Below are 22,139 nucleotides of genomic sequence, written 5' to 3'. Positions count from 1 at the left end.
TCCTTCCGGATCAGGCTTCGACGGAGGCGGCGGTCGGGCTCGCCGCAGTCGCGGCTGCGGGGACGGGCACCGCCGCGGTGGTGGGGACCTCGGCCAGGGTGATCGGCCCGTGCGTGCGGTGCCGCCAGCTCGACCACGCCCAGCCGACGAGCAGCACGCCGCCGATGAAGAGCAGGGCGCTGTACTGCAGCCACCACGAGGTGCCGGTCAGGTCGTAGATCTCCGGCCGGGGCCAGATGAGGTTGATCGCCATGCCGATCTGGAACGCCACGGCCAGGGCGTTCAGCGGGATGCCCCAGCGACCGAGGGTGAACAGCGGCTTGCCGTCCTCGTCCACCCCGGTCGGCAGCCCGGTACGACGGAGCTTGATCCGCTGGACCAGCAGCGGCCCGGTGACGCCGAGGTACGCCAGGTAGAGCATCGCGATGCACAGGCTCGACAGGGCGGTGAAGATCGCGGACTGCCCGATGTTGACGGCGAGGGCCAGCCCGGCGCCGACCCCGACGACGATCGACGCGGCGATCGGGGTGCCGGTGCGGGGCGAGACCCGGGCGAGGGTGCGGTGGAAGGGCAGCGCCTTCTCGCGGGCCATCGAGTAGACCATCCGGGCGCCGGCGGTCTGCACGGCGAGGGTGCACGCGAAGACCGCGACGGCGACGGTGCAGAGCAGGAGCCGGCCGAAGACGTCGCCCAGGGTCGACGTGATCACCCAGGCGAGACCCTGCGTGGCGAGCTTGCCGTCGGTCAGGCTCGGGGCCGCGACGAGGGCGCCGATGATGAGCAGCCCGCCGCCGAGGCCGGAGACCGTGAGTGCCCGGACGATCGTCTTCGGGGTGGTCCGGCGCGGGTTGTGGGTCTCTTCCGCGAGCTCACCGGCCGAGTCGAAGCCGACCATCACGTACGCGGCCATCAGCGAGGACGCCAGGAACGCCCACACGTACGGCTCGGTGCTCGTCGACCCGGCGGTCGTGAACACCACGGACGCGCTGCGGTGCGGCAGCAGGAACAGGGCGCCGATGAGCACGACCACGCCGATGATCTCGATGAGCACGCCGAAGCTCGTCACGCGGGCCATCAGCCGGACGCTCGTGATGTTCACGATCGTCGTCACGGCGAGCATCACCAGCCCGAGGACCACCGCGTTCGCGGCACCGGTCGGCGACGCGACGGACGGGTCCGCGCCCGGACCGCCGACGACCTGGAACCCGTCCCAGATCGCGGGGAGCACGGCCTGCACGGCGATGGCCGCCACCGCGACGGTGAGGATCTGGCCGATGATCATCGTCCAGCCGGTGAACCACCCGAACCGGGCTCCGGCCAGGCGGCTCGACCACTGGAAGATCGCGCCGGAGATGGGCCAGCGGGCCGCGAGCTGCGCGAAGTTCAGCGCGACGAGCAGCTGGCCGCCGAAGACGAGCGGCCACGCCCAGAAGAACGCAGCACCGCCCAGCCCGAAGCCGAGTCCGAACAGCTGGAAGACCGTGGTGAGGATCGAGACGAAGGAGAAGCCCGCCGCGAAGGAGGAGAACGAGCCGACCCCGCGGTGGAGTTCCTGCTCGTAGCCGAGGCGGGCGAGCCCCTGGGTGTCGACGTCGGACGTGGCGCGCGGTGCGTGGAGCGGTGCTTGCGGAGAACGCATGACTGCAGACCTTTCGCGGAGTACCTGTCGGGTGACAGGTAGTGCGACAAGTGTCTTGCGGCCCTGTGTCGGCGCCGTTGCCCGTCTGTTTCGAGTGCGTGACGGCAGGCCCCGGCGTGTAAACGTTCCGAGTCGGCGGGCGGATCAGCGGCGGGGGATCACCGGTGGGGGATCACCCGTGGGGGTCACTCGACGTCCACGTCCCGCTTGCCGCGGCGGACGATGAGCGGGTCCGGCTTGCCGATGACGTCGGCGGCCTTGCCCGGGTAGTCGAACTGCGTCAGGAAGTACCGCATCGCGTTGAGCCGCGCACGCTTCTTGTCGTTCGACCGCACGATCGTCCACGGCGCGTAGCGCTTGCTCGTCCGGGTGAACATCGCCGTCTTCGCCTCGGTGTAGTCCTCCCACCGGTCGAGCGACAGCAGGTCGATGTCGGACAGCTTCCACCGCCGCACCGGGTCGAGCTGGCGCATCGCGAACCGGGTCCGCTGCTCGCGCCGGGTCACCGAGAACCAGAACTTCGTCAGGTGGATGCCGGAGTCGACCAGCATCCGCTCGAACTGCGGCACCTGGGTCATGAACGACTCGTACTCGTCGTCGCTGCAGAACCCCATCACCCGTTCGACGCCGGCACGGTTGTACCAGGAGCGGTCGAACAGGACCATCTCACCGGCGGCCGGCAGGTGCTGCACGTACCGCTGGAAGTACCACTCACCACGCTCGCGCTCGGTCGGCTTGCTCAGCGCCACGACGCGCGAGGTCCGGGGGTTGAGGTGCTCCGTGAACCGCTTGATCGTGCCGCCCTTGCCCGCGGCGTCACGCCCCTCGAAGAGCACCACGACCTTCTGACCGGTGTCCTCGAGCCAGTACTGGCACTTCAGCAGCTCGATCTGCAGCAGGTACTTCTGGTACTCGTACTCGTCCCGCGGCAGGCGCTCCGAGTACGGGTAGTCATCCTGCCAGGTGAGCACCGGGTTGCCGTGCGGGTCGATCAGTTCCGGGTCGGCCGTCTGGCCGTCCGCGACGCTGTACCCCTCGGTCCGCAGCTGTTCGATGTACTCCCGCAACGGCTGCGAGTACGGCGCTGTGTCCACGGTGTCCTCCCTCTGCGAGCCGATCGGCTGTCGGCCCCAGGGCCATCCTGGCCCGGCCACCCGCACGACCGCCCCACGCCTCGCCCTGGACGCGACCCGATGACGGCCTGGAGGCGCGGTGCGGGCCCGCCCCGTGCCTCCCGACCGCATGTGGCCCTTCACAGGCATGATGGGGCCATGACGGACCAGGCCGAGATGATCCACCCCGAGATCGCACCGAGCGGAGACGGGTGCGTCGAGTGCGACGCGACCGGTTCGTGGTGGGTGCACCTGCGCCGCTGCGCGGCGTGCGGCCACGTCGGCTGCTGCGACGACTCGCTCAACACGCACGCGACGCGGCACTGGGAGGAGACCGGGCACGCGGTCATCCAGAGCTACGAGCCCGGCGAGACCTGGGCCTGGGACTACCGCGACGACACCCGCTCCGAGGGGCTCGAGCTCGCTGCCCCCACCAGCCACCCCGTGACGCAGGCAGTCCCCGGGCCGGCGGATCGCCTTCCCGGGGACTGGTTGGAACTGCTCGGCGGATCGCGCTGATCCGCGGCGGTCGTCAGGTCAGACGGCCGCGGTCGCCTCGTCGCGGTGCGGGAGCTTCCAGCCCGGACGCACGAAGTGGCAGGTGTAGCCGTGCGGGTTCTTCTCGAGGTAGTCCTGGTGCTCGTCCTCGGCCTCCCAGAACGGGCCGGCCGCGGTGACCTCGGTGACGACCTTGCCGGGCCAGATGCCCGACGCGTCGACGTCCGCGATGGTGTCGAGCGCGACCTGCTTCTGCTCGTCGGTCGTGAAGAAGATCGCCGAACGGTAGCTGCGACCGATGTCGTTGCCCTGGCGGTCCTTCGTCGACGGGTCGTGGATCTGGAAGAAGAACTCCAGCAGGTCCCGGTACGAGATCTGGGACGGGTCGAAGACGATCTCGACCGACTCGGCGTGGTCGCCGTGGTTGCGGTACGTCGCGTTCGGCACGTCGCCGCCGGAGTAGCCGACGCGGGTGCTGACGATGCCGGGACGACGACGGAGGAGCTGCTGCGCTCCCCAGAAGCATCCGCCGGCGAGGATGGCGGTCTCGGTGGTGGTCATGGTGGCCTCCTGGGCTCTCGTGTCACTGGCTGCGACACCGTGTGGTGCAACCGGCAACAGGGACGATCTGTTCCCGTCGTCAGGTCCGCTGTGGGGCACGGACCCACCCGGGTGTGCGGTCGGTACGACTCGACCCTACGAGTCCGTGCTCCGTGTCACCCCTGCGGTACGGTCAGCCTCACATGAAGCGGTCATCCATCGACGAAGTCCAGCGCCGTCCACCTGGTTGGTGGCTGCTCGGACTCGCGTTCTGTTTCCTCGTCTTCCTCGAGGTGTTCGTGGCGATCGGCTCGCTGCCGGGGATGCTCGCCGCGCAGCTGCAGTACACCCCGTGTGGCTCCGACGAGACGATGCGGTGTTCGTACGCCGTCGGGGAGACCGCACAGTTCCTCGTGCCGCTCCTCGCACTCGTCGTCGCGATCACGACCTGGGTCATCGGGGCGTCCGGTGCTCCCACGGTGCGGCGACAGGTGCTGATACCCACGATCGGCCTCGTGGTCATCGTCCTGATCTTCGTGCTCGGTGTCGTCGCGATCGATCTGTCGATCCGATGACGGTCGTGAACCGTAATCGCCGCCCCACCCTCCCGAGGACCTGATGCCGTTCACTCCAGAAGAAGCCGCCGAGCAGTCGGCGATCCTGGCCGACCTCCGAGCGCTGGGGTACGACTTCTCGAACCTGTCCGCCTTCGCCCAGGCCGGTGTCCGGTACAAGGACGCGGTTCCCCTGCTGATCGAATGGCTGCGGAAAGCGACGACGCCAGCGATGCAACAGGACCTCGCTCGGGCGTTGAGCAATCCATCCGCGAAGGGGACCGCGATGCCGGCGCTGGTCGAGGCGTTCCGGAACTTCACTGACGAAGCGGGCACGCGCTGGGCGGCGGGGAACGCGATCGAGGCCGCGTACGTGGACACCTACTTCGATGACGTGGCAGCGCTCGCGCTCGATCCTCAGTACGGAGGCGCTCGCCAGATGGTGGCCCTCGCGCTGGGGAAGTCGAAGCGGCCCGAAGCGGTCGACGTCCTCCTGCAGCTCATGGACGACCACGACATCAGCGGTCACGCGGTGTTCGCGCTGAGCAAGCGGCCGAACCCGCGAGCGCGGGCGGCGTTCGAGGAGAAGTTGACCGACGATCGCCCGTGGGTGCGGAAGAAGGCTGCGCTCGGGCTGCGGAAGATCGGATGAAGCGCGCCGCGCTTACGAAAGGAACCGCACGAATGCCGGATGACACCGTCGTCACGCACGAGAACCCAGGCGTTCGATGCGTATGGCCGTCGTCGGTTCCTATAGAGGTGCCCAATGTGAACGATTCGTTGGTATGGGTAACTAACTTTGACACCTGAAGTAGGGGGTGTGTCGTGAGATACTCATAGTGCACTCTCAGGATTGGTGTTAATCACCAATTCTCAAATGGGGTGCTATGAAGAACAAACTCTTCATCTCGGCAGCATTGGCTGCCTTCCTTGTCGGTGCGGGGGCTGTCGTCGTAGCTCACGCGGACGATAGTGGGACAGAGATCGCGGATGATCCAGCGAAGCAGGCGGCGATGGAGTCCACTCCAACGCCGACGGATGTCTCTGCAGATGTCATCACTGATACACCGGCACAGGCAGCGGCGACGACAAACCAGTCGAACAGCTTCCAGCTGAACATCCTCGACCAGCAGTACGCAATTGAAGAGATGATGACTGGTTCAGTCGCACCGGGAAGGCTCCCGAAGACCGTGGTGGCGTCCGACCAAGATACGCAGCTCGCCGCGGCTCTCAACGACGACGCGGTAGCCGCTCGCAAGAAGACCATCGAGTACAACTACACGGCTGCCCAGGTCGACCAACAGCTCGCCACCTACAACGAAGGGCTTCGGTCAGCGATTACGAACCCGGACGAGGCGTGGCTTTACACCAACAACAGGTTCACGGTCACCGAGTGGCAGGGCATCCGCTGGACGAACAACAGCGGAACTGCGCTACTCATCGGACACCAGAGCTACCAGGAACCCGACGGTGAATGGGTGGACGACCCTGATGAACAGTGGAGCCTCCGCTTCAATCACGCTGACAAAGAAGGCCATTATCACCTCAGTAGCTACTCCGCCGTGCCGTCGAATGGAGACCAGGGATGATCCGCAAACTGTCACTTCGAGCAGCGCAGTTGCTCACGGTCGTCCTGGCGCTGTTCCTCGGCGTCGCGGTCGCAGCCCCGGCAACTGCTGCGGGCACTTACAACCGCACTGCCGCGGCCGAATATGCGCAAAAGTACTCGTGCAACGAGAAAACGTCGTGCCGCAACAGCAAGTTCAAGAGCATGGGCGCTGACTGTACGAACTTCGTCTCCCAGACTCTGTGGGCCGGGGGTAAGACCATGTATCAGGGCAAGGGTGCTACCTGGGCATGGCTCACTCGTGACAACTACACGAACAGCTGGGTCCAGGTCCCCAAGATGCGTCAGTTCTTGAACGAGAAAGGCCGATCGACTGTTCTCTCCGTAAACATGGATGGCGCGTTCACCGCAGCTAAAAAGGGCGACCTGTACATGTACGACTGGGGCAAGGGCTCTGGATGGAGCCACCTGTCGATCGAAACCGGCAACGGGACGTTCGCGAACATCGTCGACAGTCACACGAAGAAGAATTACCGCTCGATCACCGGGGGGAAGGGTGACTACATCGCCCAGCACACGACCGACCGTGACGGTTCTCCGTGGAACTGGGGCTACCAGACCGAAAAGGATCCCAAGATCAAGAAGAAGATGAAGACGGTCCTTATTCGCATCAACGATGGTTGGTGACAGGAAAGTCAGTAAGCAGCAAGGCGGCGAGCGTGATGCTCGCCGCCTTACTAATGCGCTTCGTAGGTATCGGCACGTGTATTACTCCACCAGGGTGCCACGTCGGCGCCGCTCCACTGGTCCCACCCAAGTAACCAACTTTGAGTGTAGACATTAGCAAAGACGCACAGTAAAGCAGCAACTGCAATGATGATCCATGTTGCTGTCGACAGCTGGCAACGGCGTTGCAGCACCATCACTGCGAGCAACGCCGTCAGCACGCACAAGACGATTGCTGGAAGCGTTGGGAATCGCGCTTGTAGAACATGGATGGTGTACGTACCTCTTGTCAAGGATCCCTGCGCGAAGATCGCAATTACAAGAATGCTTGCAAAATTCACCGCCACAAGCTGCATGAGCGGACCACGGCTGGCGGCAGGAAGGTTCGGCATTGGTCTCCACTGGGTAGGTACTCGAACGCTACTACCCTCATCGGCTACCGTCGTCACGGCCTTGGTCCCGCTCGTGCTGGTGGTCGCGCTCGGCCGTGTACCGACCGGAGGCGCGGTGCCAGCTGGCACCGCGCCTCCAGTCCGGGTGGGGTCGCGTCAGTTCGCAGTGTCCTCGAGTGCGTCGAGTGCGGCCACGTCCTCGGCGGCGAGCACGAAGTCGACGTCGGCGTTCTCGGCGATGCGTGACGGGGTCGTGGACTTCGGCAGCGGCAGGACGTCCTTCTCGAGCAGGTAGCGGATCGCGACCTGAGCGACGGTCTTGTCGTACTTCGCTGCGATCTCGGCGATCTGCTCGTTCTCGAGCAGGCCACCGGTGGCGAGCGGGGAGTAGCCCTCGGTCAGGATGTCGTGCTCGCGGTCGAAGGCGGTTGTCTCGTCCTGGGTGTTGCCGATGAACCAGCGGATCTGGTTGGCGTGCGGGACGACGTCCGTGCGGGTGAGCAGGTCCTCGAGGTCGGCGACGGCGAAGTTCGAGACACCGATGCTCTTGGTGCGGCCGGCGTCGTAGAGCTCCTCGAAGACCTTCCAGACCTCGACGTTGCCGTCGCGGTGGTCGGAGCCCATGTCGCTCCAGGGCCACGGCGCGTGGATCAGGTACAGGTCGACGTGTCCGAGGTCGAGGTTGCGGCTCGACTCCTCGAAGGCGTCGCGGGCGCCCGAGGCCGTCTTGATCTCGGCCGGCAGCTTCGTGGTGATGAAGAGTTCGTCGCGGGGGATGCCACTGTCGCGGACGGCCTCGCCGACGCTGGCCTCGTTGCCGTACGCCAGGGCGGTGTCGATGTGGCGGTAGCCGAGGTCGAGGGCGGTCTTCGTGGCGTCGTACGCGTCGGAGCCGGACGGGATCTGCCAGGTGCCGAAGCCGATCTTCGGGATGTGCAGACCGTTGGACAGGGTGAACGTGTCGATGAGTGCGGGCATGCAGCGGACAGTACGCCGCAACCGCACAGCGTTCCGAGGGGCTGCCGGGTTGCATGGCGCCCACCTCGAACGGACGGAAGGACGCCCGCATGCCCCTGAACCCCACCGTGCACGACCGGAAGACCGGTGTCACCCCGCCCGGAGCGGCCGGCGGCTTCGAGCTCGCCCTGCTCGACCGCGGCGCCGCCGTGCTGCAGACCTCAGCGCCGCTGCGGGGCTTCGACGTCTACGTGGTCGGGTTCCACTGCGTGAAGGGCGAGCCCGACGTGCAGATGGAGGCGCACCACTTCTGCAAGGTGGTGAACGCCGAGATGCTGCAGTGCGTGCTCTTCGACGGCAACACCGCCGACGCGAACCTGATCGGCATCGAGTACATCGTGTCCGAGCGGCTGTTCGACTCCCTGCCCGAGGACGAGCAGGCGTCGTGGCACCCGCACAACCACGAGGTGTTCTCCGGTGAACTCGTCGCTCCGGGCCTGCCGATCGCGGTGGAGACCGAGCTGATGGGGCACCTGGTGAACTCGTACGGCAAGACCTGGCACACCTGGCACAGCACCCCGATGGGCTCGCAGCCCGCACACGACCTGCCGATCGGCGATCCGATGCTCATGTGGTCGTTCAACCGCGAGGGCGAGGTGGACAGCGCGCTGCAGCAGGACCGGAACCAGGCGATGCGCACCGATCCGGAACCGCGCAAGGAGTCGCGGGCGAAGTACCTGGACCGCGCCCACCCGCAGCGCGGTGTCGGCACGATGCGCGACGCCTTCACCGGCACCACCCCGACCCCGGGCGTCGTCGACGCGGACGACGGACGTCCCTGACGACGGACGGGAGGCCCGTGGCGGTGTCGCCACGGGCCTCCCGTCCGGTGTGTGCTGCGGTTCAGCGCGCGGTGCGCGTCCCGATCCGCGGCAGGACGAACCCGAGCACGATCATCGCGACGGCCAGGAAGGCGTGCAGCACGTTGTCCGCGCTGTTCAGCGGCACGAAGTTCGCGCCACCGGCCATGCCCGCGGTGAAGAGCCCGTAGACGAAGAGCACCGCGTAGACGATGCCGCCGGCGACGAGGTACAGGCGTGCGGAGGCTGCACGCCGGGCGGCGAGCAGCCCGACGATGCCGAAGAGCAGGTGCACGATGTTGTGCAGGACGGACACCTGGAACAGGCCCAGGAGCAGGGCCATGGAGCCGTGGCCGGCCATGGACATCGAGCCCATGTCCATGGTGAGTCCGGGGATGAACCCGGCGATGCCGACGATCAGGAAGACGACACCGAAGACGAACGCGCCCCGCTGGGTCCACGTCGAACCGGAGGTGGTGCGTGCGGTTGCTGCGCTGCTGGTCATGATCAGCCCTCTTTTCTGTACGCGCCGCAGTGTGCGGCACACATGACATTCGGAGCGCTTCCCCGGTCGGTTTGCAGGTCAGTGCTCGGTGATCACGGCGGCGGTCACCGCGGTGGTCAATCCGCGCACCAGCAACGCCCGCGATCGGGCGGTCGCGGTGCCGTCCGGATCGCTCCACGCGGCGCGGGCGAGCCCGTCCACCAGGGTGATCACGGCGTCGGCGACCACGGGCACGGGCTCGGACGGCGTCGCCCCGTGCCGTGCGGTCCAGCGCTCGATCCCGGCGACCACGCCGTCGCGCCAGAGCCGTCGTTCGGCGTCGAGCAGGTCCCCGTCGCCGTCCGGGGCGAGGGACGTCGCGCTCAGGGCTTCGAGCACCCGGAACCGCTCGGGCTCGCGCCGCACCAGGTCGAGGTACGCGGAGATCCCCGCCTCGAGCGCGGCGGCGAGGTCGTCGTGCTCGTCGGCGGCCGCGAGCACCGGCGGCAGGACCGCACGTGCCTGCCGTTCGAGCAGCGCGACGACCAGGTTGCGTCGAGCACCGAAGACGTAGTGCACGACACCGTGGGCGACGCCGGCGCGAGCGGCGACGGCCCGCGTGGTGAGGCCGCGCAGGCCGTCGTCCCGCACGACCAGGGCGGCGGCGTCGAGCAGTTCCGCACGGCGGTCCTGTCGGCTGCGGTACCCGCGCGACTGCTGGTCCTCGGTCATCACAGGAAGCGTACGGGGCGCGTGCAGGACCGGCCGTGAAGATGAAGTCGGCCACGTGGCCAAATCATCGAGCACCCGAGGAGTCAGCATGGAGACCGTCGTCCGAGCAGCAGGACCCGCCGAGCTCGAGGCGGCCGCGGCCGTCCTCGCCGAGGCCTTCGCCGCCGATCCGGTCCTCGCCGAGTTCCGCCCGCCGCGACCCGGCGAGGACCGCCCCGCCGTGCTGACCGGACTGTTCGCCGCGCTCATCCGGTCGGTGCCGATGCCCGCGCGGCGGGTGGACGTCGCCACGATCGGTGACCGCGTGGTCGGCGCCGCCTTCTGGCAGGCACCCGGTCGGCAGCCCGGAGGCGTCCGGGCCTTCGTGCGGCAGGTGCCGGCGTTCCTCCGGACCCTGGGGCTCGGCGGGGCACTCCGCGCGGTGGCCCACCTGCGCCGCATGGAGCGCGCCCGACCGGTCGCCCCGCACTGGTACCTCGCCGAGATCGGGGTGTCGGCGTCAGCACGTGGTCGGGGCATCGGCGGACTGCTGCTCGGCCACGCACTCGAGCGCGCGGACCGGACGTCGGACGGCGCGTACCTGGAGTCCTCCACCCCGGTGAACCGCCGGCTGTACCGACGGCACGGGTTCGCCGACGGTGCGCCGATCGCGGGGTTCCGCGCGGCGACCCCGATCAGCATGTGGCGTCCGGCCGCCGGCTGAACCGCCGGGGGACATCGACCCTGTACCGGCGTGCACGAGCGCTGCCTACCGTCCACGGCACACCACGACGAGAGGAAACACCATGGCAAGTGGAGTCGCAGCAGTCTGGGTCCCGGTCAGCGACATGGAGCGCGCCGTCGCGTTCTACCGCGACACGCTCGGTCTCACCGTCAAGGACCAGTCCGACGACTGGAGCGAGATCGACGCCGGCGGCCTGATGATCGGCCTGAACGGGCGCGAGTCCGCCAGCCAGGCGAGCGACGGCGGCGCCGTCGTGTCGTTCCAGCCGGACGGCAGCATCGAGGACGAGGTCGCCGCGCTCAAGGAGCGCGGCGCGGACATCCAGGGCGAGATCAGCGAGCACCCGTGGGGCAAGATCATCCCCTTCAAGGACAGCGAGGGCAACGACCTGCAGCTCTACTCGCCGCCGCAGGGCTGACCCAGCGGGTGCGGGACGCACCCATCGACGGACTGGAGGTCCGTGGCGACGCCGCCACGGGCCTCCAGTCCGTCCTGCGGCCGGCTACGCGGACCCGCGCCAGACGACCTCCGTCGGCAACAGCAGACCGCGTGGACCGTCGTCGGTTCCGCCGATCTGTTCGAGGACCTGGTGTGCCGCCTGCTCGCCGAGCAGGCGCGCCGGCTGCCGCACCGTCGACAGCTGCGGGTCGCACCGCAGCGCCCAGGCGCTGTCGTCGAACCCGACCACACCGACGTCACCCGGCACGCTCCGGCCGCTGCGCTGCAGGACGTCCATCGCACCGGCGGCGACCGCGTCCGACGCGGCGAACACCCCGTCGATGTCCGGGGCTCGCTCGAGCAGCTCGCGCATGCCCTCGGCGCCGGCGGTGTAGCTGAACAGGGGGTTCCGGGCGACGAGGTCGGGGTCGAAGCGCTCGCCGAGTGCCGCGGTGAACCCCGCCAGACGGTCCTGGCCGGAGTCGCGGTCGAGCCCCGACGCCAGCATCCCGATCCGGCGTCGACCGGTGTCGACCAGTCGCCGGGTGATCTGCTCGGCGGCGGCGCGGTTGTCGATACCGATGTACGAGATGTTCGCGGCGTCGGACGGGTGCCCGACGAAGCACGCGGGCATGCCGATCTCCTCGATCGCGCCGGTGATCGGGTCGCCGTCACGGGCGGACAGCACGATGGCGCCGTCGACGAACCCGCCGCGCAGGTACTCGACCACGCGCTCGCTGTCACGGGCGGAGTCGACCATGATCGTGACGAGCTGCTGGTCGGCGTCGGACAGCACGGCGTTCGTGCCGATCAGGATGTTGCCGATGTTGGGGTCGTCGAGCACCACGACCGAGGGTTCGTGGACGATGAGCGCGATCGCCCCGGACCGCCGGGTGACCAGGCTGCGGGCGGCGGCGCTGCGCACGTAGCCGACGCGTCGGACGGCGTCCTGCACGGCCTCGCGCGCCTTCGGCGACACGTACGGCTCGTCGTTGAGCACCCGTGAGACGGTGCCGCGCGACATCCCCGCTTCGTCGGCGACGTCCTGGATCGTGGCGCGCTGACGAGCGGATCGGACCTCGGACATGGGGCAACCATATCCGCCACTGAGGAGCCCTCGGAACGCCTCGCAGTTGACAGGGTGCAGCCGCTGGTGTTTGATCTGGGAGCGCTCCCAGAAACATTCGGCCCCGATCGGCCGGTGTGGACTGGGAGCGCTCCCAGAACACTGGGTGGCCTTCGCCGTCGAAGGGGTCGCACGCGACCGAGGCGGCCGGGGTCGCCCCGATCAGCGAGGATCCCCGTGACGACCACCACCCTGCCGACGACCGCCACCGGCGCGCTCGGCCTCGGCTCGACGGGCCTCGCGTTCGGATGCGACTACAACCCCGAGCAGTGGGACCCCGAGGTGTGGGTCGAGGACGTCCGGCTCATGCGTGAGGCCGGCGTGAACCTCGTCGCGATCAACGTCTTCGGCTGGTCGCACGTCGAACCCCGTCAGGGCGAGTACGACTTCGCCGCGCTCGACACCGTCATCGAGCTGCTGCACGGCGCGGGCATCGGGGTCGACCTGGGCACCGGCACCGCCTCGACGCCGCCGTGGCTCACCACCCGGTACCCCGAGGTCCTGCCCGTCGTCGCCGACGGCACCACCCGCTGGCCCGGTGGCCGCCAGGCGTTCTGCCCGAGTTCGCCGATCTACCGCGAGCACGCCCTCGCCCTGGTCCGCGCCACCGCCGAGCGCTACGGCGACCACCCCGCCGTGCGGCTCTGGCACGTGTCGAACGAGCTCGGCTGCCACAACGCACACTGCTACTGCGACGTCTCCGCCCAGGCGTTCCGCGGCTGGCTGCAGGCCCGGTACGGCACGGTCGACGCACTCAACGCCGCCTGGGGCACCTCGTTCTGGAGCCAGCGCTACTCCGCGTGGGAGCAGGTGCTGCCGCCCCGCGCGACGCTGTCGTTCACGAACCCGGCGCAGACCATCGACTTCGACCGGTTCTCGTCCGACGAGCTCCTCGGCCACCACCGCGCCGAGGCCGCCGTCCTGCGCGAGCTGAGCGACAAGCCCGTCACGACGAACTTCATGGTCGCCGCGCACATCACGGCGCTCGACTACTGGTCGTGGGCCGGCGACATGGACGTCATCGCGAACGACCACTACCTGGACCACCGTCTGCCCCGGCCGCACGTCGAGCTCGCCTTCGCCGCCGACACCACGCGTGGCCTGGCCGGCGGCGCCCCCTGGCTGCTCATGGAGCACTCGACGGGTGCCGTGAACTGGCAGCCGCACAACGTCGCGAAGGCCCCGGGGGAGATGCTCCGGAACACCGCGGCGCACATCGCCCGCGGGGCCGACGGGGTCTGCTTCTTCCAGTGGCGCGCGTCCGTGCAGGGCAGCGAGAAGTTCCACTCCGCACTCCTGCCGCACGCCGGCACCGAGTCGGGGACGTGGCACGACGTGGTCGCGCTCGGCGCCCTGGTCGAGCGGCTCGGCGAGCTGCGCGGCTCACGCGTGGTCGCCGACGTCGCGCTCGTCTTCAGCTGGGAGAACCAGTGGGCGGCCGACCTGGAGGCCCACCCCAGCACCGCGCTCCGCTACCTGGAGCAGGTCCACGCCTTCCACGCCGCGCTCTGGGACCTCGGCGTGACCGTCGACGTCGTCGCCCCCGGGGCACCGCTCGACGGGTACGCGCTCGTCGTCGTCCCCGAGCTGTACCTGGTCCGCGACGAGCACGCGGCCGTCATCGCCGACCACGTCGCCAGCGGTGGGCACGCGATCGTCAGCTGCTTCAGCGGCATCGTCGACGAGCGCGACCGCGTCCGCACCGGCGGCTACCCCGGCGCCTTCCGCGACCTGCTCGGCGTGCGGGTGGACGAGTTCCTCCCGCTCGCCGCCGACGCCACGATCGCGCTGTCCGACGGCACGACCGGCAGCGTCTGGTCGGAACCGGTCGAGCTGCGCGGTGCGACGAGCGTCGTCGACTACGCCGAGGGCTCGCTCGCCGGCCGTCCTGCCGTCACCCGCAACGAGCACGGCACCGGGACCGCCTGGTACACGTCCACGGTGCTCGACGCCCGTGCGCTGGGCGGGTTCGTCCACCGCGTCCTCGACGAGGCCGGGGTGCGCGCCGACCCCGCCGTCCGCCCCGGACTCGAGGTCGTTCGTCGCCGGGACGACACCCACGAGTGGGTCTTCCTGCTGAACCACTCCGACCGCACCGTCGAGCACCACGAGGTCGGCCACGAGCTCGTCGCCGACCGCTCGGTCACCGGCACCACCGCCATCGCCCCCGGCGGGACCCAGATCATCCGCACCGACAGGAACCGCTCATGACCACCACCGCACAGTCGCCCAGCGCGACCCGACGACGCCGGGGCGGCGGGTTCCGCTACCGCCGCGCGATCGCGATCTTCGTCCTGCCGTTCGCCGTCCTGTTCACGGCGTTCTACCTGGTCCCCATCCTCTACGCCGTGTGGGAGTCGCTGCAGAAGATCGAGCGGCAGGGCACGTTCGGCGCCCCGACGCAGGTCTTCGGCGGCCTGAGCCAGTACGCCCTGGTGTTCCAGGACGGCGAGTTCTGGAGCTCCGTGCTCCGCGTGCTGCTGTTCGGTGTCGTGCAGGTGCCGGTGATGCTCGGGCTCGCGCTCCTGTTCGCCCTGCTGCTCGACTCCCCGCTGCTGCGCGGCAAGCGGTTCTTCCGCCTGGCGTTCTTCGCGCCGTACGCGGTGCCCGGCGTCATCGCCGCGATCATGTGGGGCTACCTCTACGCCCCCGACCTGTCGCCGTTCTCCGCCGTGACCTCGCGGGTCGACCTGCTCGGCGGCAGCACCGTGCTGTGGGCCGTCGCCAACGTCGTGACCTGGGTCTACGTCGGCTACAACATGCTCATCATCTACTCGTCGCTCCTCGCGATCCCCGCCGAGGTGTACGAGGCGGCGAAGCTCGACGGTGCGTCCCAGCTCCGGATCGCCCTGTCGATCAAGATCCCGCTCGTGGTGCCGGCCATCGTCCTCACCGCGGTGTTCTCCGTCATCGGCACCCTGCAGCTGCTGACCGAGCCGACCGTGTTCCGCCAGTTCACCTCGACCATCTCGTCGACGTTCACGCCGAACATGCTCGTCTACTCGACGTCCTCGGTGCCGAACTTCAACCTCGCCGCGGCGTTCTCGGTCGTCCTCGCCGTCGCCACGTTCGTCCTGTCGATCGGGTTCCTCCGACTGACCCAGCGGAAGGCCGCCGAATGACCGTCAACGCCCCGTCCCAAGGTGACCTCGTCCGCGACGTCGGCCGACCGCTCGAACCGAACCGGGCCTCCCGTCCGCACCAGCGCGGAGCGCGCGGTCCCCGTGAGAGCGTCATCTCGCGCAGCGCCGCGATGATCGTGATGGGGGTCTTCACCCTCTACTTCCTGCTGCCGATCTTCTGGCTGCTGGTCTCGTCCACCAAGACCGCTGCGAACTTCAACTCGACGTTCTCGCTGTGGTTCAGCGCCACCTCGGTGCAGGACTTCTTCGGCAACCTCGTCGAGCTGTTCACGCGGCAGGACGGCATCTACCTGCGCTGGCTGCTGAACAGCATCGCCTACGCCGGGGTCGCCGGCCTGCTCGGCACCGTGCTCTCCGCGATGTGCGGGTACGCCCTGGCCAAGTACCGGTTCCGCGGCCGCGAGGTGCTGTTCAACGTGTTCCTCGGCGGAGTGCTCGTGCCGGCGACCGCCCTGGCCCTGCCGCTGTTCCTCATCTTCAGCCAGGTCGACCTGACCGACACGTTCTGGTCGGTGTTCCTGCCGAGCATCGTCAGCCCGTTCGGCGTCTACCTGTCGCGGTTGTTCGCGGCGTCGAGCGTGCCCGACGAGATCATCGAGGCCGCGCGAATCGACGGCTCCGGCGAGGTCCGCACGTTCTTCACCGTGGCCGTGCGGCTCATGTCGCCCGCGCTCGTGACGATCTTCCTGTTCCAGTTCGTCGCCGTGTGGAACAACTTCTTCCTGCCGCTCGTGATGCTCCGCGACTCGTCGCTGTTCCCCGTCACCCTCGGCCTCTACACGTGGAACTCGAGCGTGAACCAGTACCCGGACCTGCGCACCCTCGTGCTCATCGGGTCGTTCGTCTCGATCATCCCGCTGCTCATCGCCTTCCTGAGCCTGCAGCGCTTCTGGCGCTCCGGCCTCGGCTCCGGCGGCCTGAAGTAGCCCCTCGACCCGCACCCCTTCCCGCACCAGCTCTCCCCACACCACATCCGAACGGAAACAGCATGAAGACAACGAAGTTCCTCAGCGTCGCCGCGATCGCCGTGGCCGCCACCGTGGCCCTCGCCGGCTGCAGCACCGGTGGCAGCAGCAGCGGCGGTGGATCCGACACCGCGGCCGCGAGCTGCAAGCCCTCGGACGGCAAGGTCACCCTCGACTTCACGACCTGGGTGCCGAACATGGACAAGGTCGTCGCGATCTGGAACAAGGCCAACCCGGACATCCAGGTCAAGGTCTCGATCGTCGCGAACGGCAACAGCGGCACCTACCAGAACTTCTTCAACCAGCTGAAGGCCAAGCAGGCGCCGGACATCGGCCAGGTCGAGTACGACACCCTGCCGGCGTTCCGCGTGCAGGGCGGCCTCGAGGACATCGGCGCGTGCGCCGGCATCAGCGACGCGAAGAAGGACTTCTCCGACGGCCTGTGGAACCAGGTCACCTTCGGTGAGTCGAAGTCGGTCTACGCCGTGCCGCAGGACTCCGGTCCGATGGCGCTGTACTACCGGAAGGACCTGTTCGAGAAGGCCGGCCTCGACGCCCCGAAGACGTGGGAGGAGTACGCCGAGGACGCCGTCAAGATCAAGAAGCTCGGCGGCAACATCACCAACTTCGCCAAGGGTGACGTCAACCAGTTCGCCGGGCTCGTCTCGCAGGCCGGCGGCCAGTGGTTCGAGAACTCGGGCCAGGACTGGAAGGTCAACCTGGACGACGCCGCGTCGAAGAAGGTCGCCGACTACTGGCAGGACCTGATCGACAAGAAGCTCGTCAACACCCTGCCGAGCTTCACCGACCAGTGGAACAACGCCTACGACAGCGGCAAGGACTGGACCTGGGTCTCCGCGGTCTGGGGTGCGAACACCATCTCGAGCGGTGCGCCGTCGACCTCGGGCAAGTGGGCCGTCGCTCCGATGCCGCAGTGGAAGTCCGGCGAGACCAAGTCGGCCGCCTGGGGCGGTTCGTCGAACGTCGTCTTCGCGGGCAGCAAGCACCCGGCCGAGGCGTCGAAGTTCCTGGTCTGGCTGAACACCTCGACCGAGGCGCTCTCCGCACTGAACAAGGAGGCCAACCTGTACCCGGCCTCGACCACCGGCGCCGACCTGCCGGCTCTGACCGAGGGGCTCGACTTCTACGGCGGCCAGAAGATCTACGAGGAGTTCGCCACCGCGGCGAAGGACATCCAGCCCTTCACCTGGGGTCCGACGATGACGCAGACCTACTCGGACGTGTCCGACGGCTTCGGGCAGGCGGCGTCCGGCTCGGGCACCCTGAGCGAGGCGCTCGAGTCCGGGCAGTCCAAGACCATCGCGGCGCTCAAGGCGCAGTCGATCCCGGTCAAGGGCTGACGGACGGCGGCTGACGTCGCGCGGTCCACGCGTTGACGACGGACAGGAGGCCCGTGGCGGGATCGCCACGGGCCTCCTGTCCGTCTCGGGTCGTTTCCAGCCCTACGCGACCGCGATCTCGTTCGGCACGCCCGGCAACTCGTCGCTCGAGGCGATGACCTTCCCGGTGGTGAGGTCGACCGCGTGGATCTTCCGCTCGGCGGGGTCGGTGACGTAGGCGACGTCACCCTCGACCTTCAGGGCCGGGTGGGCGTCCTGCCACTCGGTCGGGCCCTCCCACGCGTCGATCACCGGGTACGACTCCAGCTGCTCGCCGGTCGTCTCGTCGAAGGTGTGCAGGGCACCGTCGTCGCCGAGCACGACGGCCTCGTCGCCGGGGCCACGGGCCAGGTCGCGGAACGTGAAGCCGACGCCGTCGGGCATGTCCGCGACGGTGTACTTCCCCGAGGCCGCGTCGATCAGGGCGATCTGGTCGAGCAGGTACCCCTCGCTGTCGGGGTCGTCGTTGTAGTCGCCGACGGCGACGGACGAGTCCTCGGTGGTGAACAGGTTGCCGGTGCGGCCGTACTCGGTCGGGGCGTCGATCTTCTCGAACGCGCCGTCCTGGTAGACCAGGGCGCCGTCGGTGCAGCCGAACACCGCGACCTCACCCTTGACCGCACCCTCGCCGTGCACGTCGGGGCACTCCTCGGACCGGGTGGTCTCCGTGCCGTCGGCGTCCAGGGCGAGCACGCCGGAGCGGCTCTCCTCGGTGCCGATGGTCGTCAGGAGCGTGCCGTCCTCGAGCTCGATCGCGACGCCGTGGTGGGCGGCCTCGGACTTCGTCGTCTCGACCTCGGGCAGGTCGGCGCCGTCGAGCTCGGTGTGGTCGAACGTCGTCACGTCGCCGGTGCCGTCGGCGAACAGGGCGGTGCGGTCGCCGTGGACGACCGCGTGGCCACCGGTGTCGGCGGGGAAGACCGCGTCGGTCAGGGCCGGCTCAGCCTGGGTGTCGAGGACCCGGAAGCCCTCGGGCACGGTGACGAGCACGTGGCGTCCGTCACCGGCCGGGTTGACCCGGGTGAAGCCGTCGATCGCGTCGTCGGCCACCACTCGCAGGTCCTGGTCGAGGACGAGCAGGCCGCCGTCGTAGGTCAGGGTGATGCGGGTCCCGTCGGCCTTCGGGGTCGCAGTGGTGTCGGACCCGGCGTCGGTGTTCGTGGCGCACCCGGTCAGGGCCAGGGCGGCCGCGCCGAGCAGGGCGGCGGGCCACGCGGCCCGGAGCGTCTTCGTGTTCGTCATGCCGCTCACTGTATTGATTCTCATTCTCAATTACCAATCGACAGGCCGTCGACGATGGCCTCGGTGTTCGAGCGCATCATGCCGAGGTAGGTGGAGGCGTCGCCGTCCTCGGTGAGGGACTCCGTCGCCAGCGGTCGGATCTCGACGTGCAGGTCGACCTCTTCCGCGAGCACCTCGGCCAGTCGTGCGGGCTGCGAGGCGTCGGCGAAGATCGTCCGGACCCCCGCCTCGTCGATGGCGTCGGCCAGGTCGCGCAGGTCGGCGGCGCTCGGGGAGGCCAGGGTGGTCCCGCTCGGGATCACCGCCCCGACGACCCGGAACCCGTAGTGGTCGGCCAGGTACCCGAACACGTGGTGGTTCGTGACGAGCGCCCGGCGTTCCTCGGGCACGGTCCGGAACGCGGTCGTCATCGTGTCGTCCAGGTCGCGGAGCTCGTCCAGGTAGGCGTCGGTGCCGGTCGGCTCGATGCCGGCGTCGCGCAGGTCCTGGTCGAGGGCCTCGACCACGTCGACCATCCGGGCGGGGTCGGTCCAGAAGTGCGGGTCGGGGCCGCTGTCGTCCTCGGTGGTCCACTCCAGCGGGTCGAATGCGTCCCCGGCGGTGGAGACCGGCACGCCGTCCTCGGCCGCCGCCGCGACGTGACGGGCGACCCCTTCTTCGAGCCCGAGCCCGTTCTCGAGCACCAGGTCGGCGCTCCGCAGTCGTGCGGCTTCCTGCGCGGAGACCTCGAACGAGTGGGGGTCGGCGCCCGGGGGCATGAGGACCATGACGTCGGCCTCGTCCCCGACGACTTCGCTGACGACGTCGCCGAGGATGTTCGTCGTCACCGCGACGAGGGGTCGGTCGGAGCCGGCGGTGGTGCACCCCGTGGCGACGAGGGCGACGGCCGCGGCGACGAGACCCGCGGTCAGGGCCCTGGTGCGCATCACAGTCCGACCTCGGCGAAGGCGACGGGGGCGACGGGGAGTTCGATCGTGCGGGCGACCCGGGCGCCGTCGGCGTAGTCGATCTCGTGCACGGTGCCGTCCGCGGGGTCGGCCACGTAGGCGCGCTGGGCGTCGAGCTGCAGCATCGGCGCGGGGTCGTCTGCGCCGATGTCGATGAGCGCCGTCGTCGTGGACACCTTCCCCGTCGAGGCGGTCACGACGACCACCCGCCCGGAGTCGTCGACCCCGACGACGTGCTCGTCCTCGTCGTCCACCGCGACCACGGCGCGCAGGGGCCGTTCGGTCGGCACGAGCCGCCAGGAGCGCTCGCGCACGTCGAGCAGCCAGAACCCGGTGGTGCCGGCCAGCCCGGCGACGGTGGGCCGTCCGGCGCGGGCGGCGAAGGCGGTCGAACGCTCGGCGCCGTCGGGCAGGTCGACGAACGAGGTCTCGCCGGCGTCGTCCACCACGACCGCTCCGTCGGCGCAGCCCACGACGGCACCGGCGCGGGTGACGATCCCGCCGGCGGGGTCGGTGCAGGTCTGCGCGGTGTCGGCGGCGTCGGTCGCCTCGCCGTCCGCGTCGAGCACGCGGACCGTGTCGCCGTCGGCCGCCACGAGCTGCTCGCCCATCGGCAGCAGGACGCTCGCGTCGATCCGGGCGGTCTCGTCGACCTTGCCCTGGCCCAGTGCCTCGCGGTCGAGCACGACGGCCTCGGCGCGGTCCGGCCAGGTGATCGTCGTCATGGTCTCGGACGAGTGCACCTCGACCCGGCCACCGCCGTCGATCGTGCCGACGACCCGGGGCTCGGCTGCGTAGTAGTGCGTGTGGTCGCCGTGGTCGACGGTCCAGGACCCGCCGTCGACGATCGTCGTGCGGTCGGCATCGCTCGTCACGAGGAACCGGCCGTCGGTCGCCGAGTGCTCCGGTGCGTTCACGTCGTCGAGTTCGGTGGTCTCCTCGGTGAGCAGGTCGTGCAGCGCGGTCGCGCCGGTCGCCGACACGGCCAGGAGGCGCACCTGGGGTTCCTGGGACTCGCTCGCGCCCGCCACGTAACCGTGAGGACGGGCGGTGCCGGTCGAGCTGTCGGCCGACGGGGTGCCCGTGGAACAGGCGGTGACGGTGAGGGCCAGGCCGGTGGCGAGGCCGATGGTGGACAGGAGGCGCGCGGGGGCGCGGCTGGTGGTCGAGTGCTTCATGCTCCCTCTCGAGACGGTGCGGCGGATCGTGGTGCTGCCGGCGCGGCCGCGCGCGCCGGTGTGGGGATCGGGGTGCGCCGCAGGACGACGGCGGCCAGGGCGCGTGAGACCACGACGCCGCCGACGGCGACCGCGGCGATGCTCGCGCCGGCGGCGGTGCCGGCGTGCCAGGAGACGAGGAGTCCGACGAGCACGGCGGCCGCACCGATGCCGGCGCCGAGGAGCATCGTCGAGGCCACGTGCCGGGTCCAGGCGCGGGCGGCGGCCGCCGGCGCGAGCAGCAGGCCCACGACGAGCAGGGTGCCCACGGCCCGGTACGAGGCGACGACCGCCAGGGTGACGAGCCCGATGAGCACGACCTCGGCCAGTCGTGGGTGCAGGCCGAGCGTCGTGGCCTTGCGGGTGTCGAACGCCAGTGCGGTGAAGGGCCGGTGGAACGCCACGGCGACGGCCAGGGCCACGGCTGCGGCGATCGCGAGGCCGCCGACGTCGGCCCGGGTGACGGCGAGGACGTCGCCGAACAGGATCGCGGTGACGTCGGTGGCGAACGACCGCGAGGACGACACGATGATCACGCCGAGTGCGAGCATCCCGACGAAGAGCAGGCCGATCGAGGTGTCGTACGACAGTCGAGCACGACGACGCAGCGCCCCGACGCCGAGCACCATCACGCCCGCGCTCACCGCGGCACCGAGCACCGGCGGGATCCCGGTCAGGGTGGCGATCGCGACGCCGGGCAGCATGCCGTGCGAGAGCGCCTCGCCCAGGAACGCCATGCCCCGGACCAGCAGCCACGTGCCGACCACGGCGCAGAGGACCGCCGCCAGGGAGCCGCCGACCAGGGCGCGCAGCATGAAGTCGACGGAGAACGGATCGGTCAGCCAGGTCACGGTCCGAGACGCTACATGAAAACGA

The 22,139-nt window shown here is 69.3% G+C and carries 24 protein-coding genes; 12 read left to right on the top strand and 12 right to left on the bottom strand.

Annotation, left to right across the window (positions count from 1 at the left end; all coding sequences use genetic code 11):
* Positions 1 to 10: 10 nt before the first annotated feature.
* Both DEJ12_RS00680 and ppk2 read right to left on the bottom strand, forming a co-directional pair.
* Complete coding sequence (locus DEJ12_RS00680) at positions 11 to 1,639, bottom strand: APC family permease (protein ID WP_110863544.1); 1,629 nt, start codon at positions 1,637 to 1,639, stop codon at positions 11 to 13.
* A gap of 185 nt (positions 1,640 to 1,824) precedes the next feature.
* A complete protein-coding gene (ppk2, locus tag DEJ12_RS00675; RefSeq protein WP_111028699.1) occupies positions 1,825 to 2,733 on the bottom strand; it encodes a polyphosphate kinase 2 in 909 nt (302 codons plus the stop codon).
* Between the two features lie 177 nt (positions 2,734 to 2,910).
* On the opposite strand from ppk2, the gene DEJ12_RS00670 reads away from it, so the two are divergent.
* The gene (locus tag DEJ12_RS00670; protein ID WP_071404761.1) at positions 2,911 to 3,270 is read left to right on the top strand and encodes a UBP-type zinc finger domain-containing protein; all 360 of its coding nucleotides are present in this window, start codon (positions 2,911 to 2,913) and stop codon (positions 3,268 to 3,270) included.
* An 18-nt stretch (positions 3,271 to 3,288) separates the two neighbouring features.
* On the opposite strand, the gene msrA is transcribed toward DEJ12_RS00670, so the two are convergent.
* On the bottom strand, positions 3,289 to 3,810 hold the full coding sequence (gene msrA, locus DEJ12_RS00665) for a peptide-methionine (S)-S-oxide reductase MsrA (RefSeq protein WP_027467243.1): 522 nt from the start codon (positions 3,808 to 3,810) through the stop codon (positions 3,289 to 3,291).
* A gap of 182 nt (positions 3,811 to 3,992) precedes the next feature.
* Between msrA and DEJ12_RS00660 the strand changes: the two genes are divergently transcribed.
* The 4 genes from DEJ12_RS00660 (at position 3,993) to DEJ12_RS00645 (ending at position 6,597) form a co-directional block, all read left to right on the top strand.
* Entirely contained in the window at positions 3,993 to 4,364 is a 372-nt protein-coding gene (locus DEJ12_RS00660) for a hypothetical protein (protein ID WP_111028698.1), read from the top strand.
* A gap of 43 nt (positions 4,365 to 4,407) precedes the next feature.
* Complete coding sequence (locus DEJ12_RS00655; RefSeq protein WP_111028697.1) at positions 4,408 to 4,995, top strand: HEAT repeat domain-containing protein; 588 nt, start codon at positions 4,408 to 4,410, stop codon at positions 4,993 to 4,995.
* A 235-nt stretch (positions 4,996 to 5,230) separates the two neighbouring features.
* Entirely contained in the window at positions 5,231 to 5,932 is a 702-nt protein-coding gene (locus DEJ12_RS00650; protein ID WP_111028696.1) for a hypothetical protein, read from the top strand.
* Complete coding sequence (locus DEJ12_RS00645; RefSeq protein WP_111028695.1) at positions 5,929 to 6,597, top strand: amidase domain-containing protein; 669 nt, start codon at positions 5,929 to 5,931, stop codon at positions 6,595 to 6,597. Before DEJ12_RS00650 ends, DEJ12_RS00645 begins: the two co-directional genes overlap by 4 nt.
* Positions 6,598 to 6,647: 50 nt before the next feature.
* Here DEJ12_RS00645 and DEJ12_RS17760 read toward each other — a convergent pair whose 3' ends face one another.
* Complete coding sequence (locus tag DEJ12_RS17760; RefSeq protein ID WP_146245562.1) at positions 6,648 to 7,028, bottom strand: hypothetical protein; 381 nt, start codon at positions 7,026 to 7,028, stop codon at positions 6,648 to 6,650.
* A gap of 156 nt (positions 7,029 to 7,184) precedes the next feature.
* A complete protein-coding gene (locus DEJ12_RS00640) occupies positions 7,185 to 8,006 on the bottom strand; it encodes an aldo/keto reductase (RefSeq protein WP_111028694.1) in 822 nt (273 codons plus the stop codon).
* An 89-nt stretch (positions 8,007 to 8,095) separates the two neighbouring features.
* Here DEJ12_RS00640 and DEJ12_RS00635 point away from each other — a divergent pair, with 89 nt between their 5' ends.
* On the top strand, positions 8,096 to 8,827 hold the full coding sequence (locus DEJ12_RS00635; RefSeq protein WP_111029083.1) for an OBAP family protein: 732 nt from the start codon (positions 8,096 to 8,098) through the stop codon (positions 8,825 to 8,827).
* A gap of 61 nt (positions 8,828 to 8,888) precedes the next feature.
* Here the strand turns inward: DEJ12_RS00635 and DEJ12_RS00630 are convergent, their stop codons facing one another.
* Positions 8,889 to 9,350, bottom strand: coding sequence for a DUF4383 domain-containing protein (locus DEJ12_RS00630; RefSeq protein ID WP_027467234.1), 462 nt, complete (start codon positions 9,348 to 9,350; stop codon positions 8,889 to 8,891).
* Between the two features lie 78 nt (positions 9,351 to 9,428).
* On the bottom strand, positions 9,429 to 10,061 hold the full coding sequence (locus DEJ12_RS00625; RefSeq protein ID WP_181433075.1) for a TetR family transcriptional regulator: 633 nt from the start codon (positions 10,059 to 10,061) through the stop codon (positions 9,429 to 9,431).
* An 88-nt stretch (positions 10,062 to 10,149) separates the two neighbouring features.
* On the opposite strand from DEJ12_RS00625, the gene DEJ12_RS00620 reads away from it, so the two are divergent.
* Positions 10,150 to 10,764, top strand: a complete 615-nt coding sequence (locus DEJ12_RS00620; protein ID WP_111028692.1) for a GNAT family N-acetyltransferase — start codon at positions 10,150 to 10,152, stop codon at positions 10,762 to 10,764.
* Positions 10,765 to 10,846: 82 nt separating this feature from the next.
* The gene (locus DEJ12_RS00615) at positions 10,847 to 11,203 is read left to right on the top strand and encodes a VOC family protein (protein WP_027467232.1); all 357 of its coding nucleotides are present in this window, start codon (positions 10,847 to 10,849) and stop codon (positions 11,201 to 11,203) included.
* Between the two features lie 84 nt (positions 11,204 to 11,287).
* Here DEJ12_RS00615 and DEJ12_RS00610 read toward each other — a convergent pair whose 3' ends face one another.
* Positions 11,288 to 12,310, bottom strand: a complete 1,023-nt coding sequence (locus DEJ12_RS00610) for a LacI family DNA-binding transcriptional regulator (RefSeq protein ID WP_071245173.1) — start codon at positions 12,308 to 12,310, stop codon at positions 11,288 to 11,290.
* A gap of 216 nt (positions 12,311 to 12,526) precedes the next feature.
* Between DEJ12_RS00610 and DEJ12_RS00605 the strand changes: the two genes are divergently transcribed.
* The 4 genes from DEJ12_RS00605 (at position 12,527) to DEJ12_RS00590 (ending at position 17,818) form a co-directional block, all read left to right on the top strand.
* Complete coding sequence (locus tag DEJ12_RS00605; RefSeq protein WP_111028691.1) at positions 12,527 to 14,560, top strand: beta-galactosidase; 2,034 nt, start codon at positions 12,527 to 12,529, stop codon at positions 14,558 to 14,560.
* Positions 14,557 to 15,471 carry a carbohydrate ABC transporter permease gene (locus DEJ12_RS00600; RefSeq protein ID WP_027467229.1) on the top strand — a complete coding sequence of 305 codons (915 nt, stop codon included), beginning with the start codon at positions 14,557 to 14,559 and terminating at the stop codon, positions 15,469 to 15,471. The genes DEJ12_RS00605 and DEJ12_RS00600 overlap by 4 nt, the downstream gene beginning before the upstream one ends.
* Positions 15,468 to 16,418, top strand: a complete 951-nt coding sequence (locus DEJ12_RS00595) for a carbohydrate ABC transporter permease (RefSeq protein WP_228516621.1) — start codon at positions 15,468 to 15,470, stop codon at positions 16,416 to 16,418. Before DEJ12_RS00600 ends, DEJ12_RS00595 begins: the two co-directional genes overlap by 4 nt.
* Positions 16,419 to 16,480: 62 nt before the next feature.
* Positions 16,481 to 17,818 (top strand): ABC transporter substrate-binding protein, encoded by a 1,338-nt coding sequence (locus tag DEJ12_RS00590; RefSeq protein ID WP_111028690.1) that lies wholly within the window; start codon positions 16,481 to 16,483, stop codon positions 17,816 to 17,818.
* 102 nt (positions 17,819 to 17,920) lie between these two features.
* Here the strand turns inward: DEJ12_RS00590 and DEJ12_RS00585 are convergent, their stop codons facing one another.
* From DEJ12_RS00585 to aztB, 4 genes are read right to left on the bottom strand one after another with little or no spacing between them, the layout of a single operon-like run.
* Positions 17,921 to 19,099, bottom strand: coding sequence for a hypothetical protein (locus tag DEJ12_RS00585; protein WP_111028689.1), 1,179 nt, complete (start codon positions 19,097 to 19,099; stop codon positions 17,921 to 17,923).
* A 26-nt stretch (positions 19,100 to 19,125) separates the two neighbouring features.
* Entirely contained in the window at positions 19,126 to 20,025 is a 900-nt protein-coding gene (locus tag DEJ12_RS00580; RefSeq protein ID WP_111028688.1) for a metal ABC transporter substrate-binding protein, read from the bottom strand.
* Positions 20,025 to 21,224, bottom strand: a complete 1,200-nt coding sequence (locus DEJ12_RS00575; RefSeq protein ID WP_111028687.1) for a YncE family protein — start codon at positions 21,222 to 21,224, stop codon at positions 20,025 to 20,027. Before DEJ12_RS00575 ends, DEJ12_RS00580 begins: the two co-directional genes overlap by 1 nt.
* Entirely contained in the window at positions 21,221 to 22,114 is an 894-nt protein-coding gene (aztB, locus tag DEJ12_RS00570) for a zinc ABC transporter permease AztB (RefSeq protein ID WP_111028686.1), read from the bottom strand. Before aztB ends, DEJ12_RS00575 begins: the two co-directional genes overlap by 4 nt.
* Between the last annotated feature and the right edge of the window lie 25 nt (positions 22,115 to 22,139).

Source organism: Curtobacterium sp. MCLR17_059 (assembly GCF_003234665.1).
GTDB classification, from domain to species: Bacteria; Actinomycetota; Actinomycetes; order Actinomycetales; family Microbacteriaceae; genus Curtobacterium; species Curtobacterium flaccumfaciens.
Note: the sequence above shows the minus strand (reverse complement) of the source record. Positions and strands in the feature narration are given on the sequence as shown.

What these genes read in the sequence shown, in the direction of transcription:
- DEJ12_RS17760 (WP_146245562.1), bottom strand. Translation starts at nt 7,028, where the DNA reads ATGCCGAACCTTCCTGCCGCCAGCCGTGGTCCGCTCATGCAGCTTGTG.
- DEJ12_RS00645 (WP_111028695.1), top strand. Translation starts at nt 5,929, where the DNA reads ATGATCCGCAAACTGTCACTTCGAGCAGCGCAGTTGCTCACGGTCGTC.
- DEJ12_RS00575 (WP_111028687.1), bottom strand. Translation starts at nt 21,224, where the DNA reads ATGAAGCACTCGACCACCAGCCGCGCCCCCGCGCGCCTCCTGTCCACC.
- DEJ12_RS00650 (WP_111028696.1), top strand. Translation starts at nt 5,231, where the DNA reads ATGAAGAACAAACTCTTCATCTCGGCAGCATTGGCTGCCTTCCTTGTC.
- DEJ12_RS00620 (WP_111028692.1), top strand. Translation starts at nt 10,150, where the DNA reads ATGGAGACCGTCGTCCGAGCAGCAGGACCCGCCGAGCTCGAGGCGGCC.
- msrA (WP_027467243.1), bottom strand. Translation starts at nt 3,810, where the DNA reads ATGACCACCACCGAGACCGCCATCCTCGCCGGCGGATGCTTCTGGGGA.
- DEJ12_RS00660 (WP_111028698.1), top strand. Translation starts at nt 3,993, where the DNA reads ATGAAGCGGTCATCCATCGACGAAGTCCAGCGCCGTCCACCTGGTTGG.
- DEJ12_RS00625 (WP_181433075.1), bottom strand. Translation starts at nt 10,061, where the DNA reads ATGACCGAGGACCAGCAGTCGCGCGGGTACCGCAGCCGACAGGACCGC.
- DEJ12_RS00610 (WP_071245173.1), bottom strand. Translation starts at nt 12,310, where the DNA reads ATGTCCGAGGTCCGATCCGCTCGTCAGCGCGCCACGATCCAGGACGTC.
- DEJ12_RS00680 (WP_110863544.1), bottom strand. Translation starts at nt 1,639, where the DNA reads ATGCGTTCTCCGCAAGCACCGCTCCACGCACCGCGCGCCACGTCCGAC.
- DEJ12_RS00635 (WP_111029083.1), top strand. Translation starts at nt 8,096, where the DNA reads ATGCCCCTGAACCCCACCGTGCACGACCGGAAGACCGGTGTCACCCCG.
- DEJ12_RS00670 (WP_071404761.1), top strand. Translation starts at nt 2,911, where the DNA reads ATGACGGACCAGGCCGAGATGATCCACCCCGAGATCGCACCGAGCGGA.
- DEJ12_RS00600 (WP_027467229.1), top strand. Translation starts at nt 14,557, where the DNA reads ATGACCACCACCGCACAGTCGCCCAGCGCGACCCGACGACGCCGGGGC.
- DEJ12_RS00615 (WP_027467232.1), top strand. Translation starts at nt 10,847, where the DNA reads ATGGCAAGTGGAGTCGCAGCAGTCTGGGTCCCGGTCAGCGACATGGAG.
- DEJ12_RS00595 (WP_228516621.1), top strand. Translation starts at nt 15,468, where the DNA reads ATGACCGTCAACGCCCCGTCCCAAGGTGACCTCGTCCGCGACGTCGGC.
- DEJ12_RS00630 (WP_027467234.1), bottom strand. Translation starts at nt 9,350, where the DNA reads ATGACCAGCAGCGCAGCAACCGCACGCACCACCTCCGGTTCGACGTGG.
- DEJ12_RS00580 (WP_111028688.1), bottom strand. Translation starts at nt 20,025, where the DNA reads ATGCGCACCAGGGCCCTGACCGCGGGTCTCGTCGCCGCGGCCGTCGCC.
- DEJ12_RS00590 (WP_111028690.1), top strand. Translation starts at nt 16,481, where the DNA reads ATGAAGACAACGAAGTTCCTCAGCGTCGCCGCGATCGCCGTGGCCGCC.
- DEJ12_RS00655 (WP_111028697.1), top strand. Translation starts at nt 4,408, where the DNA reads ATGCCGTTCACTCCAGAAGAAGCCGCCGAGCAGTCGGCGATCCTGGCC.
- DEJ12_RS00640 (WP_111028694.1), bottom strand. Translation starts at nt 8,006, where the DNA reads ATGCCCGCACTCATCGACACGTTCACCCTGTCCAACGGTCTGCACATC.
- DEJ12_RS00585 (WP_111028689.1), bottom strand. Translation starts at nt 19,099, where the DNA reads ATGACGAACACGAAGACGCTCCGGGCCGCGTGGCCCGCCGCCCTGCTC.